The sequence below is a fragment of the Mycobacterium sp. NGS45 genome (genome assembly GCF_059812645.1).
This window is the reverse complement of record NZ_JCALDB010000012.1, coordinates 138,949-155,102: the sequence shown is the minus strand read 5'-3', so window position 1 is coordinate 155,102 and position 16,154 is coordinate 138,949. Positions and strand designations below refer to the sequence as shown.

General features: G+C 68.7%; 13 protein-coding genes, 1 tRNA gene and 1 other RNA gene. 8 read left to right on the top strand and 7 right to left on the bottom strand.

Annotation, left to right across the window (positions count from 1 at the left end; genetic code table 11):
* Positions 1–60: 60 nt before the first annotated feature.
* Together AC5Y3P_RS13370 and AC5Y3P_RS13365 are read left to right on the top strand one after the other, a co-directional pair.
* Positions 61–1,440, top strand: a complete 1,380-nt coding sequence (locus tag AC5Y3P_RS13370; RefSeq protein WP_500046378.1) for an FAD-binding oxidoreductase — start codon at positions 61–63, stop codon at positions 1,438–1,440.
* Complete coding sequence (locus AC5Y3P_RS13365) at positions 1,437–2,753, top strand: class I SAM-dependent methyltransferase (protein ID WP_500046377.1); 1,317 nt, start codon at positions 1,437–1,439, stop codon at positions 2,751–2,753. Before AC5Y3P_RS13370 ends, AC5Y3P_RS13365 begins: the two co-directional genes overlap by 4 nt.
* Before the next feature lie 53 nt (positions 2,754–2,806).
* Here AC5Y3P_RS13365 and AC5Y3P_RS13360 read toward each other — a convergent pair whose 3' ends face one another.
* The 3 genes from AC5Y3P_RS13360 to ffs form a co-directional block, all read right to left on the bottom strand.
* Positions 2,807–4,894 (bottom strand): DNA polymerase III subunits gamma/tau, encoded by a 2,088-nt coding sequence (locus tag AC5Y3P_RS13360; RefSeq protein WP_500046376.1) that lies wholly within the window; start codon positions 4,892–4,894, stop codon positions 2,807–2,809.
* Between the two features lie 41 nt (positions 4,895–4,935).
* A complete protein-coding gene (locus AC5Y3P_RS13355; protein WP_500046375.1) occupies positions 4,936–6,234 on the bottom strand; it encodes an aspartate aminotransferase type Ic in 1,299 nt (432 codons plus the stop codon).
* A 32-nt stretch (positions 6,235–6,266) separates the two neighbouring features.
* Positions 6,267–6,361, bottom strand: an RNA gene (gene ffs, locus AC5Y3P_RS13350) — signal recognition particle sRNA small type.
* A gap of 72 nt (positions 6,362–6,433) precedes the next feature.
* Between ffs and AC5Y3P_RS13345 the strand changes: the two genes are divergently transcribed.
* From AC5Y3P_RS13345 to AC5Y3P_RS13335, 3 genes are all read left to right on the top strand, one after another.
* Positions 6,434–6,519, top strand: a tRNA-Ser gene (locus tag AC5Y3P_RS13345).
* A gap of 92 nt (positions 6,520–6,611) precedes the next feature.
* Positions 6,612–7,268 carry a lipid uptake coordinator LucA gene (gene lucA / locus AC5Y3P_RS13340; protein WP_500046374.1) on the top strand — a complete coding sequence of 219 codons (657 nt, stop codon included), beginning with the start codon at positions 6,612–6,614 and terminating at the stop codon, positions 7,266–7,268.
* A gap of 103 nt (positions 7,269–7,371) precedes the next feature.
* Entirely contained in the window at positions 7,372–8,424 is a 1,053-nt protein-coding gene (locus AC5Y3P_RS13335) for a S1C family serine protease (protein ID WP_500046373.1), read from the top strand.
* Between the two features lie 89 nt (positions 8,425–8,513).
* Here the strand turns inward: AC5Y3P_RS13335 and AC5Y3P_RS13330 are convergent, their stop codons facing one another.
* Positions 8,514–8,810, bottom strand: coding sequence for a hypothetical protein (locus AC5Y3P_RS13330; RefSeq protein WP_500046372.1), 297 nt, complete (start codon positions 8,808–8,810; stop codon positions 8,514–8,516).
* Positions 8,811–8,973: 163 nt separating this feature from the next.
* Here AC5Y3P_RS13330 and AC5Y3P_RS13325 point away from each other — a divergent pair, with 163 nt between their 5' ends.
* Positions 8,974–11,157, top strand: coding sequence for an ATP-binding protein (locus tag AC5Y3P_RS13325; RefSeq protein ID WP_500046371.1), 2,184 nt, complete (start codon positions 8,974–8,976; stop codon positions 11,155–11,157).
* The gene (locus tag AC5Y3P_RS13320) at positions 11,154–11,729 is read left to right on the top strand and encodes a LuxR C-terminal-related transcriptional regulator (RefSeq protein WP_500046370.1); all 576 of its coding nucleotides are present in this window, start codon (positions 11,154–11,156) and stop codon (positions 11,727–11,729) included. Before AC5Y3P_RS13325 ends, AC5Y3P_RS13320 begins: the two co-directional genes overlap by 4 nt.
* 9 nt (positions 11,730–11,738) lie before the next feature.
* Here the strand turns inward: AC5Y3P_RS13320 and ligD are convergent, their stop codons facing one another.
* A complete protein-coding gene (gene ligD, locus AC5Y3P_RS13315) occupies positions 11,739–12,785 on the bottom strand; it encodes a non-homologous end-joining DNA ligase (RefSeq protein WP_500046369.1) in 1,047 nt (348 codons plus the stop codon).
* Between the two features lie 107 nt (positions 12,786–12,892).
* On the opposite strand from ligD, the gene AC5Y3P_RS13310 reads away from it, so the two are divergent.
* Entirely contained in the window at positions 12,893–13,960 is a 1,068-nt protein-coding gene (locus AC5Y3P_RS13310; protein WP_500046368.1) for an ATP-dependent DNA ligase, read from the top strand.
* 67 nt (positions 13,961–14,027) lie between these two features.
* Here the strand turns inward: AC5Y3P_RS13310 and gluQRS are convergent, their stop codons facing one another.
* Entirely contained in the window at positions 14,028–14,912 is an 885-nt protein-coding gene (gluQRS, locus tag AC5Y3P_RS13305; protein WP_500046367.1) for a tRNA glutamyl-Q(34) synthetase GluQRS, read from the bottom strand.
* Between the two features lie 10 nt (positions 14,913–14,922).
* Positions 14,923–16,149 carry a saccharopine dehydrogenase family protein gene (locus AC5Y3P_RS13300; protein ID WP_500046366.1) on the bottom strand — a complete coding sequence of 409 codons (1,227 nt, stop codon included), beginning with the start codon at positions 16,147–16,149 and terminating at the stop codon, positions 14,923–14,925.
* Positions 16,150–16,154: the final 5 nt, after the last annotated feature.

Sequence of the window (16,154 nt, the reverse complement as noted above, 5' to 3'; positions counted from 1 at the left end):
TACGGCGAGCCTTCTCACCGAGCGGTCGCATCGACCGCGTTTGACGACTAGCGTATATGCGTGTCCGTTCCAGCGACCGACGCACTCGCACAGCACGCCCACGGCGTGCAAAGACTGCTGGCAAGTTACCGCTCGATTCCGCCGTCGGCCACCGTCCGGCTGGCCAAGCCGACCTCAAATCTGTTCCGCGCCCGCGCCAAACGCGACGCCCCCGGCCTGGACACCTCCGGTTTGACCGGGGTGTTGCAGGTCGACGCCGACGCTCGCACCGCCGACGTCGCGGGTATGTGCACCTACGAGGACCTGGTGGCCGCCACGTTGCCGCACGGCCTGTGCCCGCTGGTGGTGCCGCAGCTCAAGACCATCACGCTCGGCGGTGCGGTCACCGGGTTGGGTATCGAGTCGGCCTCGTTCCGCAACGGCCTGCCGCACGAGTCGGTGCTGGAGATGGACATCCTCACCGGCACCGGCGAGATCCTCACCGCGTCCCCGCGCGACCACGTCGACCTGTTCCGATCCTTCCCGAACTCCTATGGCACCCTGGGCTATTCGGTCCGCATCAAGATCGAGCTGGAGCCGGTCAAACCGTTCGTGGCGCTCAACCACCTGCGCTTCCACGCACTGGCCGACCTGATCGAAGCGATGGACCGGATCATCGAGACCGGTGGCCATGACGGTGAACCCGTGGACTACCTCGACGGTGTGGTGTTCAGCGCCGACGAGTCCTACCTGTGCCTGGGCCGCCAGACTGCCACCAGTGGCGCGGTCAGCGATTACACCGGACAAGACATCTACTACCGGTCGATCCAGCACGATCAGGGCGAGAAGCACGACCGGTTGACCATCCACGACTACCTGTGGCGGTGGGACACCGACTGGTTCTGGTGCTCGCGCGCGTTTGGGGCGCAGCATCCGCGGATCCGCCGGTTCTGGCCACGTCGACTGCGACGCAGCAGCTTCTACTGGAAGCTGATCGGTTACGACCAGCGCTTCGGTATCGCCGACCGGATCGAACAGCGCAACGGCCGGCCGGCGCGGGAACGCGTGGTCCAGGACATCGAGGTGCCCTTGGAGCGGTGTGCGGAATTCCTGGACTGGTTCTTGACCAACATCCCGATCGAGCCGATCTGGTTGTGCCCGCTGCGACTTCGCGACCGCAAGGGTTGGCCGCTGTACCCGATCCAGCCCGACCACACCTACGTCAACGTCGGGTTCTGGTCCTCGGTGCCGGTCGGCCCCACCCCGGGCCACACCAACCGGCTGATCGAAGCCAAGGTCAGCCAACTCGACGGGCACAAGTCTTTGTACTCCGAATCCTTCTACACCCCAGACGAATTCGAAGAACTCTACGGCGGCGAGGCCTACAAGACAGCCAAGAAAACCTACGATCCCGACTCACGTCTGCTCGATCTCTACGCGAAGGCGGTGCAACGGCGATGACCACGTACAAGTCCCATCCCACGACCAGCAAGCCCGGTCGACTCCGCCTGGCCGAGATCTTGGAGGTGTTCACCGCCGGCAGCCAGCAGCCGTTGAAGTTCACTGCCTACGACGGCAGTTCGGCCGGCCCGCCGGACGCCACCCTCGGCTTCGAACTGCTGACCCCGCGCGGCACCACCTACCTGGCGACGGCGCCGGGCGAACTGGGTCTGGTGCGCGCCTACGTCTCCGGCGACCTGAATCTGCTCGGTGTGCATCCAGGTGACCCCTACGAGTTGCTGCGCGCCCTGGCCACCGGGATGAAACTGCAACTTCCCTCGCCCCGGACGCTGGCCAACATCGTCCGCTCGATCGGCCTGGAGCGGCTCAAGCCGATCGCTCCGCCACCGCAGGAAGCCCTGCCGCGCTGGCGCCGGATCGCAGAAGGACTGCGGCACAGCAAATCCCGGGATGCCGAAGCCATCCACCACCACTACGACGTGTCCAATGCGTTCTACGAATGGGTGCTCGGCCCGTCGATGACCTACACCTGTGCGTGCTATCCGGACCCGGACGCCACGCTGGAAGAGGCCCAGGACAACAAGTACCGGTTGGTGTTCGAGAAGCTGAACCTGTCCGCCGGTGACCGACTGCTCGACGTGGGCTGCGGCTGGGGCGGCATGGTGCGCTACGCCGCGCGGCGCGGTGTCCGGGTGATCGGCGTGACGCTGTCGGCCGAGCAGGCCAGCTGGGCCCAGCGCGCCATCGCCGAGCAGGACCTCGGTGAACTCGCCGAAGTGCGGCACGGCGACTACCGCGACATCAGCGAAACCGGTTTCGATGCGGTGTCCTCGATCGGGCTCACCGAACACATTGGGGTGCAAAACTATCCGGCCTACTTCGGTTTCCTGAAGTCGAAACTGCGCACCGGCGGACTGTTGTTGAACCACTGCATCACCCGGCCGGACAACAAGTCGACGGCCACCGCCGGCGGCTTCATCGACCGGTACGTCTTCCCGGACGGCGAACTGACCGGGTCGGGCCGGATCATCACCGAGGTCCAGAACGTCGGCCTGGAGGTGCTGCACGAGGAGAACCTGCGCCAGCACTACGCACTGACGTTGCGGGACTGGTGCGCCAACCTGGTCGAGCACTGGGACCAGGCGGTCGCCGAGGTCGGACCGGCCACGGCCAAGATCTGGGGGCTCTACATGGCCGGCTCACGGCTGGGGTTCGAGACCAACATCGTGCAGTTGCACCAGGTCCTGGCGGTCAAGCTAGGCAACCTCGGCGACGACGGCGACCTGCCGCTGCGGCCCTGGTGGTCTGTGTGATTTCGGTGCGTTTGGGTGCGCTCAGCGCCCCTGCGCGCACCGAAATCGCTTGGCTAGCCGTCGATTTTGCGGGCGCCGAGCTCGTTCTGCAGTAGCTCGAGCGCCACTTCCTCCGGGTCTCGACGCGGACCCGGATCGGCTTCCTCGGACGCCGCCTCGGCCATCAGCCGGTCCTCTTCGGCGCGCTGCGCGGCCACCCGGGCCTGTTCGGCGCGTTCGGCGGCCAGCTGCGGATCTTCGGCCGGTCCCGACGACGACGTCGGCGCGGCCGGGGCCGCACCGGGAGCCCCGTGTTCACACCGCACCCGCCAGTTCACGCCGAGGGCATCCTTGAGCGCCTCCGAGATCACCTCGGCGTTGCGCTGCTCGGAGAGCCGACGGGCCAGGGGCGCCGATTCGTGGATCAGGTGCAGCGTGTTGTCCTCGACGGCGCGCACGGTGGCGCCGGTCAACATCACCTCGGTGGTGCGGCTGCGCAATCGCACCTTTTCCCGCACCGTGGTCCACATGCTGCGGACCGCGGCCGCGTCGGGCTGTCCGGCCGCCGGGGCCGGCGCGGGTGCTGCAGGTGCGGCGGGCGCGGGCGGCGGTGGCGGTGCGGCCGGCTCCGGGGCCACCGCAGCGGGCCGAACCGGGGCCGCGGGCGGTTCCCACCTGGGTCGGGCCGGCGGGGCGGGTGGCGTCGGGGTGGGCTCCGGGGCCGGTTCCGGCGCGGCGGGCTCAGCGGGCCGCGCGGCGGGCGCAGCGGGCTCGGCAGGCCGCGCGACGGGCGGGACGGGCTCGGCGGGCGCAGCGGGCCGCGCGGCGGGCTCAACGGGCTCGGCAGGCGCGGCGGGTTGAGCAGCCGGCGGCACAGCGGGCGCCTCCGACGGTGCAGCCTGCGCGGGAGCGACAGCCGGCACAGCCTGAGCAGGTGCCGCCTCGGACCGTCGGGTGAATTGCTTGGCCGCGGCGGGTCCACCGGCACCGCCGGCGCCCGGAATCGACATGTCCAGCCGGGTTTCGATGCGTTCGACGCGTTGCAGCAGTGCGGCTTCGGTGTCGCTGGCCGACGGCAGCAGCAACCGCGCGCACACCACCTCGAGCAGCAGGCGCGGTGCGGTGGCACCGCGCATCTCGCCGAGCCCGGCGTGCACCACCTCGGCGTACCGGGTCAAGGTGGCGGTGCCGATCCGGCCGGCCTGATCGCGCATCTTGTCCAGTTCGTCCTCGGGCGCGTCCACCACACCGCGTGCGGCGGCATCCGGGACCGCTTGCAACACGATCAGGTCGCGGATCCGCTCCAGCAGGTCGGTGGCGAACCGGCGCGGATCATGCCCGGCGTCGATCACCGATTCGATGGCACCGAACAGCGCCGCCGCGTCACCGGCGGCCAGCGCCTCGATGGCGTCGTCGATCAGCGCGAGGTCGGTGGCGCCGAGCAGCGCCAGTGCTCGCTGATACCCGACGTGGTTGTCCTCGGCGCCGGCCAGCAACTGGTCCAGCACCGACAGGGTGTCCCGCGGCGAACCACCGCCGGCGCGAATCACCAAGGGGTACACCGCATCATCGACGTTGACGTCTTCGGACGCGATGATCTTCTCGATCAGGGTGCGCATGGTGCGCGGTGGCAGCAGCCGGAACGGATAGTGATGGGTACGCGACCGGATGGTCGGCAGCACCTTCTCCGGCTCGGTGGTGGCGAACACGAAGATCAGATGCTCGGGCGGTTCCTCGACGATCTTGAGCAGCGCGTTGAAGCCCGCAGTGGTGACCATGTGCGCTTCGTCGATGATGAAGATCCGGTACCGGGACTGGGCCGGCGCGTAGAACGCGCGGTCACGCAGTTCGCGGGTGTCGTCGACGCCGCCGTGACTGGCCGCGTCGAGTTCGACGACGTCGACGTTGCCGGGTCCGTTCGGGGCCAGCGCCACACAGGAGTCGCAGGTCCCGCACGGGTCGGCGGTCGGTCCCTGTGCACAGTTCAGCGAGCGGGCCAGGATGCGCGCCGAGGAGGTCTTTCCGCAACCACGTGGGCCGGAGAACAGATAGGCGTGGTTGATCCGACCGGCCGCCAGGGCCGTGCACAGCGGCGCGGTGACGTGCTCTTGCCCCACTACTTCGGCGAAAGACGCCGGTCGGTACTTGCGGTAGAGAGCCACGGAAGCAGGCTACCCACTCCGCCTGACACGTGCGGACGCCGTCACTGCCGTTCCAGCAGCGACTCGGTGGCAGCCAGCAGGGTGCAGGTGGCCAGCCCGTCGATGGCGTCGCGCAGATCGGGCAGCGACGGGAACGACGGCGCGATCCGGATGTTCTGGTCCTGTGGATCCTTGCGATACGGGAACGACGCCCCGGCCTCGGTCACCGCGATGCCGGCCTCCTTCGCCAACGCCACCGTGCGCCGCGCGGTCCCGGGCAGCACGTCCATGCTGACGAAGTAGCCGCCCTTGGGATCGGTCCAGGACGCCACCTTCGAGGCACCGAGCCGATCTTCGAGCAGCTCGCCCACCAGGGCGAACTTCGGGGCCAGCAGCTCTTGGTGGCGCTGCATGTGCAACCGCACACCGTCGGCGTCGCCGAAGAAGTTCAGGTGCCGCAACTGGTTGACCTTGTCCGGTCCGATCGTCTTCTTGCCGACGTACTGCAGATACCAGGCGATGTTGCCCAGCGAGCCGCCGAAGAAGCTGACGCCGGCACCGGCGAAGGTGACCTTCGAGGTCGAGGCGAACACGTACGGCCGGTTCGGGTTGCCGGCCGCGGCGGCCAGGCCCAGCACGTCGACCTGTTGCGGGAACTCGCGGGTCAACGTGTGCACCATGTAGGCGTTGTCCCAGAACAGGCGGAAATCACTTGCCGCCGTGCGCATTTGGACCAGCCGGCGAACCGTCTCCCAGGAGTAGGTGGTGCCGGTCGGGTTGGCGAACACCGGTACGCACCACATGCCCTTGATCGCCGGATCGGCCGCCACCAACTCTTCGATCAGGTCGACGTCGGGGCCCTCGTCGAGCATCGGCACCGGGATCATCTCGATGCCCACGGTCTCGGTGATCGCGAAGTGCCGGTCATAGCCGGGCGACGGACACAAGAACTTCACCCCGGTGCCGTCGTGCAGATCGGCGATCCACGGCCGGGTGGAGTCCACCCCGCCGTGCAGCAGCGAGAACACCACGCAGTCGTGCATCATCTCCAGGCTGGCGTTGTTGCCGGCGATCAAGTTCTGCACCGGGATGCCGAGCAACTCACCGAAGATCTGCCGCAGTGCGGGTAGTCCGTGCAGCCCGCCGTAGTTGCGGGTGTCGGTGCCGTCCGGGTCGCGCCAGGCATCCGGGGCAGTTCCCGGCAGCGCCAACAGACCATTGGACAGGTCGAGTTGCTCGGGGGACGGCTTACCGCGGGTCAGGTCCAGCTTGAGGTTCTTGGCCTGCAGATCGGCATAGTTGCGCAACTGCTGCTCATGCTCAGCCTGCAGTTCCGCGCGGCCCAGGGAGAAGAACGACACGTCAGGGCCTTTCACCAGCCGCTTTCAGAAGAATTGGGGGACCCCGCGCACCCGCTAGAGCCCGTTGACCCTTGCTGCCTTCCGGCCCTGGGGGAGTTCACAGGGTAGACGCCGCGCGGGGTCCACGGGCGAGTGTATCCCCGATGGGTTCGGGGCAGCGATTCTGGCCTCCCCGGCATCCTCGGTTACCATTGCCGACGGAGGATTCGCCTAGTGGCCTATGGCGCTCGCCTGGAACGCGGGTTGGGTTAATAGCCCTCGCGGGTTCAAATCCCGCATCCTCCGCACTCGGTCTGGGGTGCCGGTCCCGGTGGCGCACACGCCAGCGAAGCGGACCGGCACCCCAGAACCACATACATCCCCTGCGAAGGAGCGGCATGCGGCGTGGCATCGCAACCACCTGGCACGCGCTGTCCGTCCTGATCGTCTCGGTGCTGTTCTTCGTCTTCGTGCTGCCGCGCTGGGGCGAACTGTCCGGTGCCTACGGGTCAGCCGTGGGCAGCAGCATGCGGGTGGTCACCGGTGCGCTGCTGCTGCTGACCGCCCTGCCGGTGTGGTTCAACCTGCGCCTGGCCCGGCGCCCAGACTCCGGCACCCCGCGACTGGCCCTGACGCTGCGGGTCTGTTCGGTGCTCGGCCAGTTGCTGGCCGGCGTGGTGATCACCGGTGTCGCGGTCGCTGAGATCTGGTTGCCGCTCGATGAGTACGGCCACTGGCTGTTCGCGATCTACGCCGGCGCCGCGGTGCTGGCGCTGATCGGTGCGGCCGCGTTCTACCTGGCCTTCGCCGCCGAGTTGCCGCCGCCGCCGCCCAAGCCGATCGATCCGGGCGCCTACCTGCCGCGCGCGGACGGCGCGTCCGAGGACGACGGCGATGATGACGCCGACGACACCGAGGTCGCCGAGACCTCCGCCGACGACGACGACGGCGATCACGAGATCACCGAATCCTCGGCCGCTGAGCCATTCGCCGCCGAGCCGGACCGCGAGCCCGCACAGGTGGGGTTGCGCAACCGCCGGGGCAAACGCAGCTGAACCGGCCCGGGCTGTAACGCAGATCACCCACCCCACCCCTGACCTGCCGGTTCCGGCAAGATGGTCGGGTAACGAAAGCATCTGCTGGGCCGAGAGGCAGGTAATGAACGCGAACCGAAGTCGTCGCCGCGCGCCACGCTGGCTACCGAGCCTGCTCGCGGCCGCCCTGCTGGCTTTGGCCACGGCGACGCCCGCGCACGCCGCGCCGCTGGATGCCGACACCGTGGTCGACCGGGTCGAACCCGGCCTGGTGCAGATCAGCACGATCGTGGACTTCCAGGGTGTGGTCGGCAACGGCGCGGGCATCGTGCTGACCCCGGACGGCGAGATCCTGACCAACCATCACGTGGTGCAGGGCGCCAACTCGATTCGGGTGGCCGTCCCGGCCGTCGGGCAGGTCTTCGACGCCGACCCGATCGGCTACGACCGCGGCAACGACGTCGCGCTGCTGCGGTTACGCGGAGCGGCCGGGCTGCCGGTGGCGCCGCTGGGTAATTCCGACACCGTCGCCGTCGGCGACCCGGTGATCACGCTGGGCAACGCCAACGGCACCGGGCAACCGTTCACCCACGAGCAGGGCACCGTGGTGGCCCTGGACCAGAGCATCAGCGCCGAGGACGGTCTGACCGGCAGTTCGCATGAACTCGACGGGCTGATCGAGTCCTCGACCAACCTGCGCTCCGGCGACTCGGGCGGCGCGCTGGCCAACTCCGCCGGGCAAGTGATCGGCATGAACGCCGCAGCCACCTTGAACTTCCGCATCGACGGTGAGTCGGTGCCGGCCGGCCAGGGCTACGCGGTACCGATCAACCAGGCCCTGGTGATCGCCGACCAGATCCGGGCCGGCGCGGCCTCACCCAGCGTGCACATCGGCCCGTCGGCCATGCTCGGCGTCGGCATCAACGCCGCCGCCCCGAGCGGCAGCCGAGGGCTGCCGATCCGGACCATCCTGCCCGGCGGCCCGGCCGACCAGGCCGGACTGCGGGTCGGCGACGTCATCGTCGCGATCGACGGCACGCCGATCAACTCGGCCAACGCGCTGACCTCGCTGCTGGATCAGCGCTATCCCGGCGACGTCATCGACGTCACATTCACCGACCGGTTCGGGCAGAGCTACGCCGCCAAGGTGACGCTGGTGCCCGGCCCGGTCAGCTGACGTCGTCGCTCCCGGCCGGGCAACGATGCCCGCAAACGGGAGAGGCCGGGTCCCTCCCCTCCGGAGACCCGGCCTACCCCCGACATTCGCTAGTGGCTTTGGGCGAGTGCACCGCACAGCCGGGTGTCCACGCCGTAGGTCAACCGCTGAACGGCGAACCCAGCGGCGCCACAGGCCGCGGTGATGGTTGCCGCCGAATTGGCCTCGGCGTCAAACACTCCGTACAGCACATCGTCGGCCGGCACCGCCACCAGTAGCAGCAACTTCATGCCGTCGAGGTCGCCCAGTTGCCGCTCGATCTCGTCGACAGATACCTGCCCCAGGTCGGGTCGATACCATTCGGCCAGGTAGCAGCACCGTTGGGTAGCCGGCACCGATGTGAGCACGGACCTGACCGTAAGGGCGTCCGCACCGGCAAAGCATCAGGGATTCCCCTACAACTTAGGGTTTGCCCACCCCGTACCATCGAGTATGCAGCGGCCGGCAGAGCCGGCCAGCACGCATTTTGCTGACTGCCGGACATGGGGTTACGCACGGGGGTTCAGGGGCATGCCGGACAGGGTGGTTCGCGCGGCGACGACGCGTGCCGTCCTGAGCTTGCTCGACGCTGCCCGGAGCAAGCCGGCCGGCCTGGGCCTCGAAGGCGAAGCCGGTATCGGCAAGACCACGGTGCTGCTCGACGCCATGGCGCGGGCGCGCGCCGACGGGTTTCTGGTGCTCGGCGCGGCCGCCAGCCCGACCGAGTCGCTGTTGGCCTTCGCGGTGGTCTCCGATCTGCTGCGCGACGTCGATGCGGAGGTGCTGGCGAGCCTGCCGGAGGTGCAGCGGGTCGCACTGGACCGGGTGCTGCTGCGTCACACCGATCCCGGCCTCGACACCGACTATCGGGTGACCGGGGCCGCTCTGCTCGCGGTGATCGAGAGCTGCGCACGCTCCACCCCGGTTCTGATCGCCCTCGACGACATCCAGTGGCTCGACGAGTCCAGTCGCATCGTCCTGACCTTCGCGTTGCGTCGCCTGCAGGGCCCGGTCGCGGTGCTGGCCACCGAACGCTGCGAGCCCGGCCGGGCCTCGGGCTGGCTGAACCTGGGTACACCGAATGCGGTGCGCCGCCACCGGGTGGGCCCGATGAGCTTGGGCGCGCTGCACGCGATCCTCACCGCCGAGTTGGGGCGCTCGTTTCCGCGACCGCTGATGGCGCGGATCGCCCGGTCCTCCGGCGGCAACCCCTTCTACGCACTCGAGTTGGGCCGGTCCCTGTCCGACGGCGACCTCGGCCGCGAACCCGCGCTGCCGGCCTCGCTGTCGGAGTTGGTGCGCAACCGCGTCGAACAGCTGGACCCGGGCGTGCGCCGGGTGTTGCTGGCCGCCGCGGTCGCGGTCAACCCAACCCTCGACCTGGTGTCCAAGGTGCTGGATCAACCGGTTGAGCAGGTGGCCGAAGCGCTGGACACCGCCGAGCGGCACGAGGTGGTGACGGTCTCCCGAGCCCGGATCCGTTTCGCCCACCCGCTGTTGTCCGAGGGCATCTACCAGGCCGCCACCGCCAGTGAACGTCGGCAATTGCACCGGGCCTACGCCGAGGTCAAGACCCAACCCGAGCTGAAGGCCCGACATCTGGCGCTGGCTTCCACCGGGCCGGACCCCACCACCATCGCGGCGCTGGACGCCGCCGCGCTGGACGCCCGGAGTCGGGGCGCCCCGGCTGCGGCCGCCGAATTGCTGGAATTGGCAATCGGATTGGGCGATGATTCGCCGGTCCGTACGCTGATGCTGGCCGACCACCACATTCGCGCCGGGGCGCACCAACGCGCCACCGAGTTGCTGACGCCGTTGTCGTCGAGTCTGCGGCCCGGGACCCTGCGCGCCATGGTGCGGATGGCTTTGGGCGCCATGTACATCTACGGCGACAGCTACCTGGAGGCCGCAGAACTACTGCAAGCGGCGTTGGCCGACGCAGAGGGGTTGGACGCGCTGAAAGTCCAGATCCTGCTGCCGCTGTCGTTCGCCGAGGGCAATGCCGCGAGGTTCGATGCGGCCATCGACCACGCCCGGACCGCAGTGCAACTCGCCGAGTCACAGGGTGCGCCCGCGCTGCTGAGCCAGGCCCTGGCCAACTGGGCGATCGTGTCGGGCAGTTACGGGCTGGGCTTCGACCAGGAGGCGCTGCAGCGCGCCCTGGAATACGAGGACGTCGCCGCCGAGACGCCAATTCCGTTCCGCGCCCGGGCCAATGAAGTCCTGGTGTTGACCTGGACCGGACGGCTGTCCGAAGCCACAGCCAAGATGGCGCGGGTACGGCAACGCTGTGCCGACCGCGGCGCGGAGAGCGACATGATCTTCGTGTCCGGGCATTCCACCATGATCGCGGTGTGGCGCGGCCACTTCGCCGAAGCCTTGCGCCTGGCGGACGAATGTATCGAGCGCGCCGAACAGCTCGGCGGCGAACACACCCGCATCATCGGCTACACCGTGCGCGGGTACGTCCATGCGCACCTGGGGAACGAGGCCGAGACCCGCGCCGACGTGGCCACCGCGCTGACCGCCGCGGCCCGGTGCGGCTCCCAGCGGATGACCGAGGTGCCCGCCAAGACCCTTGGCCTGCTGGAGGTTTCACTGCGCGACTACCAGGCGGCCGCCGATGTGCTGGAACCGGTGATCACCACCTTCAACGCGCACCCGTTCACCGAGATGATGACCGCATTCTTCATCCCGGTGCGGTCGAAGCGTTGACCACACTGGGCCGCAGCGCCGAAGCCCGGCCGTTGCTGGCAGCATTGGAAGCAGACTTGGCCCGCCTGGGCGGCCCCTGGCGGCACGCGGTGACGGCGCGTTGCCGGGCCATGATCCTGGCCGCCGAAGGCGAACTCGACGCCGCCCTGCGCTCAGCCGAGCAGGCTCTCGCGCTACAGCGCGAACTGGAACTGCCGTTCGAGACCGCGCGGACCAAACTGCTGCTGGGGCAGCTGCAGCACCGGGCACGCCGGCGCGGAGCCGCCGACACGCTGCGCCGCGCCGCGGAGATGTTCGAACAACTCGGTGCGGCGTTGTGGGAGCAGCGGGCGCGCACCGAACTGGACCGGGTCACCATCCGCTGGAGTCGTGGTGAACTCACCGCGGCCGAGCAGCGGGTGGCCGAACTGGTGGTCAGCGGGATGACCAACAAGGAAGTGGCCGCCACATTGTTCGTCAGCCCGAAGACCGTCGAAGCCACCCTGAGCCGGGTTTACCGCAAGCTCGGCATCCGTGGCCGCACCGCGCTGGCGGCCAGTCTCGGCGCCGCCGAAACCGGACCCCGGGACTAGCGACCAGCGCTATTTGGGATTGCCGTCCTCGTCCCAGTGCGCCGCCACCTTCTTGCTGGGCTGCACGCGTGGCGGCTCACCGGGCATCTTCGGATAGTTCGGCGGATACGGCAGGTCCCCGAGCCCGCGTTCCTCATCGGCGGCGGCCAGGTCCAGCAGCGGCTGCAGTGACTGCCGGTTCGTGTCGATGTCGGCCCACGGATCCTCACGTTCGGCGATCAGGTCCGGCACCGTCAGCATGGTGAAGTCATCGGGGTCGGCGTCGGGCAGATCCGACCAGGCCAGCGGCATCGACACGGTGGCGATCTGGGTGCGTCGCACCGAATACGGTGAGGCCATGGTGCGGTCCCGGGCGTTCTGGTTGTAGTCGACGAAGATCCGCTGACCGCGTTCCTCCTTCCACCACGACGCGGTCACCAACTCCGGGGCTCGCCGTTCCAGTTCGCGGGCCAGCGCAATGCCGGCCCGGCGCACCGCGATGAAGTCCCAGTCGGTGCTGATCCGCAGGTAGACGTGGATGCCGCGGCCGCCGGAGGTTTTCGGGTAGCCGACCAGACCGAGATCGTCGAGCAGCGGTTCGAGCACGTCGACGGCCACCCGGCGGGCCTCGGCGAAACCGGTGCCGGGCTGCGGGTCCAGGTCGATGCGCAGCTCGTCGGGATGCTCGGTGTCCGGGCAGCGCACCGGCCACGGATGCAACGTGACGGTGCCCATCTGGGCGGCCCACACCACCGCGGCGGGATGGTCCACCAGCAACGCGTCCGCGGTGCGCCCGGACGGGAACGTGATCTGGCAGGTGTGCAGGTACTCGGGCCGCTTCTGCGGCATCCGCTTCTGATAGACCTCTTCGCCGTCGATCCCGTCCGGGAACCGCTGCAGGTGCGTCGGGCGATCCCGCAGTTGTGCCAACATCGGACCGGGTGCGACCGTGCGGTAGTAGTCGATCAGCTTGCCCTTGGTGCCGTCGGCGCCCAGCTTCGGAAAGAACGGCTTGTCCGGGCTGGTGACTCGGACCTTGATTCCCTCGACGTCGATTTCGGTTGCCGGACTTGCCATTAGCGCGTCTCCAGACGTGGTGGGCGTGATCGCCAGGGTAGACCATCGGAGTTGCTGCGCGCAGCCGGTTCCGCGGCGCCCCTTGCGCGGCGCGGCACAATGGGAGGATGCAGCTCCCCGTGATGCCACCGGTCTCCCCGATGCTGGCCAAGCCGGTGGCATCGATCCCGCCGGATCTGATCTACGAACCGAAATGGGACGGGTTCCGCTCGATCTGTTTTCGGGATCACGACGACGTCGAGTTGGGCAGCCGCAACGAGCGGCCGCTGACCCGCTACTTCCCCGAGCTGGTGGCGGCGATGCGCAGCGAGTTGCCACCACGCTGCGCGATCGACGGTGAGATCGTCATCGCGACCGAGCACGGCCTGGATTTCGAAGCGCTGCAACAGCGCATCCACCCGGCGGTATCCCGGGTGCGGTTGCTGGCCGAACAGACCCCGGCGTCGTTCATCGCGTTCGACCTGCTCTGCCTCGGTGATGAGGACTTCACCGGCCGGCCGTTCAGTGAGCGGCGGGCCGCGCTGGAGCGGGCGCTGGCCGACGCCCGGGCGCCGGTGCACATCACGCCGGCCACCACCGATGCCGCGTTGGCGCTGCGCTGGTTCGACGAGTTCGAAGGCGCGGGCTTGGACGGGCTGATCGCCAAACCGCCGTCGATCAGCTACCAGCCGGACAAGCGGGTGATGTTCAAGGTGAAACATGAACGCACCGCCGACTGCGTGGTGGCCGGCTACCGGGTGCACAAGTCGGCAGACGATGCCATCGGTTCGCTGCTGCTCGGCTTGTACGCCGACGACTGCACCCTGGCGTCGGTCGGCGTGATCGGCGCCTTCCCGATGGCCAAACGCCGCGCGCTGTTCACCGAATTACAGCCGCTGGTAGTCGGTTTCGACGAGCACCCGTGGAACTGGGCCGCACACCAGGCCGGTGAACGCACCCCGCAGCGCAATCAGGGTTCGCGGTGGAACGCCGGTAAGGACCTGTCGTTCGTGCCGCTGCGGCCCGAACGGGTGGTCGAGGTGCGCTACGACCACATGGAAGGTGAAAGGTTCCGGCACACGGCGCAATTCAACCGGTGGCGGCCGGACCGGGATCCGCGCAGCTGCACCTACGCACAGTTGGAGCAGCCGACCAGTGCGCGACTCGGTGACATCGTTGAAGGCCTGGGCGACTGACCACCGCCCGCGTTGATTCAGCGCCCAGGTAGGCGTTGTGCGAGTAGCGGCCTACCAGGATTCTGGATCAACGTGGATCGGTGTAGATCCACGGTTCGCGGGGCAGCCGGGCCGGATCGAATTCGGTCAGCATGCCGTCCAGGGTGTGGCTGCTGTACCCCAGCGAGTCCGCGATCTGTTCCAACGCGGCCGCAACGCCGATCTCGCCCAGCGTGACCGCGCCGTCGCGTTTGGCCAGTCGCTTGCCGTCGCCGTTGAGCACCAACGGCACATGCGCGTACTCCGGTATCGGGTAGCCGAGCAGACTCGCCAGGTAGGCCTGCCGCGGGGACGACGACAGCAGGTCGTCGCCGCGGACCACCTGGTCCACACCGGTGGCGGCGTCGTCGACCACGACCGCCAGGTTGTAGGCGGGTACGCCGTCGCCGCGGCGCAGCACCAGATCGTCCACCACCCCGGTGTAGCTGCCGTGCAGCAGGTCGGTGACGGTGTACTCGTAGGTCGCTGAGCGCAGCCGCAGGGCCGGCGGCCGACCGGCCGCGCGGCGTCGCGCGCGTTCGTCGTCGCTCAGCTCCCGGCAGGTACCGGGATAGGCTCCCTCCGGGGCGTGTGGCGCGCGCGGTGCGGACTGGATTTCCTTTCTGCTGCAATAGCATTCATAGGTCAGTCCGCGCGCCGACAGTTCGTCGATCACGGTGTCGTAGCGGGTGGCGTGCGCACTCTGGTACTGCGTCGGTGCGTCTGCGGTGATGCCGAGCTCAGCCAGGTCGGCCAGTTGGCGGGCCGCGATGTCGGCGGAGGTGCGGTCGTCGAGGTCTTCCACCCGCAGCAGGAACCGGCGCCCGCTGCGCCGGGCGAACAGCCAGGCCAGCACCGCGGTGCGCAGATTGCCGATGTGCAGATCGGCCGACGGGCTGGGCGCGAACCGGCCTGCGCCGCTGGAATCAGGCATCTGCTCGAACCTAACCGACGGCCAATTCCTGCAGCCCCCAGGGCGAGCCGTAGTCCACCAGTAGCTCCAGGAACGGTTCGGCCGGGAAGGCTTCCGGGCCCAGCACGCCGGTGCCGGACCAGGTTTGGCGCGCCAGCAGTTCCAACGCGATGACCGGGTTGATCGCGGTCTGCCACAACACGCACTGGTGGCCGTATTCGCGCATCGACCACTGGTTGTCGACCACGTGATACAGGTAGGTCGAGCGCGGCCGGCCGTCCTTGCCGGTTCCGGTGACCCAGACACCGGCGCAGGTCTTGCCGTGCAGCCGTGGCCCCAACCCGGCCGGATCGGGCAGGCAGGCCGCCACCAGGTCGCGCGGACTGACCAGCACCGTGCCGTCGGGTCCGGGCACCGGCAGCGGTTCGGTGCGGTCCAAACCCAATTTGTGCAGGGTCTGCAGCGCGCCGATGAACTCCGAGCCCAGCCCATACTTGAACGTCACCCGACGACAATCCAGCCAACGTGGAATCAGCAGCACTTCTTCGTGTTCCACGTTGACGCATTCCACCGGACCGATACCTTCCGGGAAGTCGAACACCTCGGGCTCGCTGAACGGTTCGGTGACGAACCAGCCGCGATCGGCTTCCCAGATCACCGGCGGGTTGAGGCACTCTTCGATGGTGGTCCAGATCGAGAACGACGGCGCGAAGTCGTAGCCGTCCACGGTGAGGTTCGCGCCGTCGCGCACCGCGAATTCGGTGATGTCGCTGAACAGTTGGTCGGCGGCATAGCGGGCGAAGACGTCGGACAGCCCGGGCTCGACGCCCATACCCAGCAGCGCCAGTCGCCCGCCGGCAGCCCATTGGTCGGCCAGCGCGAACTGCTCGTCGCCCAGCTTGACGTGGGTCTGCCGGTAGGGGTGGACGGGGTGCGGTCGGGACAGACTCATCGCCATATCCAGGTAATCCGCGCCGCCGGCCAACGCACCGGTGAAGATCGGCAGCACGAACCTCGGGTCCACCGCGTTGAGTACATGGGTAATACCTTGCGCGGCAATGAGTTCAGCCACAGCATCGGCTGAACCGGCGTCGAGGTGGGCGGCCGAGAACCGGCCGTCCTGCACGGCACCGGCCGCGCGGGTGGCGCGGGTCAGGTCGTGGTCGCACACCAGCACGTGCTCGAAGAAGTCGCGGCGCGCCGCGATCGCGCAGAACGCCGAACCCACACCCCCGGCACCGATCAGCAGGATTCGCATGCGTC

Excerpts from the sequence above, each read along its gene's own strand:
- AC5Y3P_RS13325 (WP_500046371.1), top strand. The coding sequence starts at position 8,974 with ATGCCGGACAGGGTGGTTCGCGCGGCGACGACGCGTGCCGTCCTGAGC.
- AC5Y3P_RS13365 (WP_500046377.1), top strand. The coding sequence starts at position 1,437 with ATGACCACGTACAAGTCCCATCCCACGACCAGCAAGCCCGGTCGACTC.
- ligD (WP_500046369.1), bottom strand. The coding sequence starts at position 12,785 with ATGGCAAGTCCGGCAACCGAAATCGACGTCGAGGGAATCAAGGTCCGA.
- gluQRS (WP_500046367.1), bottom strand. The coding sequence starts at position 14,912 with ATGCCTGATTCCAGCGGCGCAGGCCGGTTCGCGCCCAGCCCGTCGGCC.
- AC5Y3P_RS13335 (WP_500046373.1), top strand. The coding sequence starts at position 7,372 with ATGAACGCGAACCGAAGTCGTCGCCGCGCGCCACGCTGGCTACCGAGC.
- AC5Y3P_RS13310 (WP_500046368.1), top strand. The coding sequence starts at position 12,893 with ATGCAGCTCCCCGTGATGCCACCGGTCTCCCCGATGCTGGCCAAGCCG.
- lucA (WP_500046374.1), top strand. The coding sequence starts at position 6,612 with ATGCGGCGTGGCATCGCAACCACCTGGCACGCGCTGTCCGTCCTGATC.
- AC5Y3P_RS13300 (WP_500046366.1), bottom strand. The coding sequence starts at position 16,149 with ATGCGAATCCTGCTGATCGGTGCCGGGGGTGTGGGTTCGGCGTTCTGC.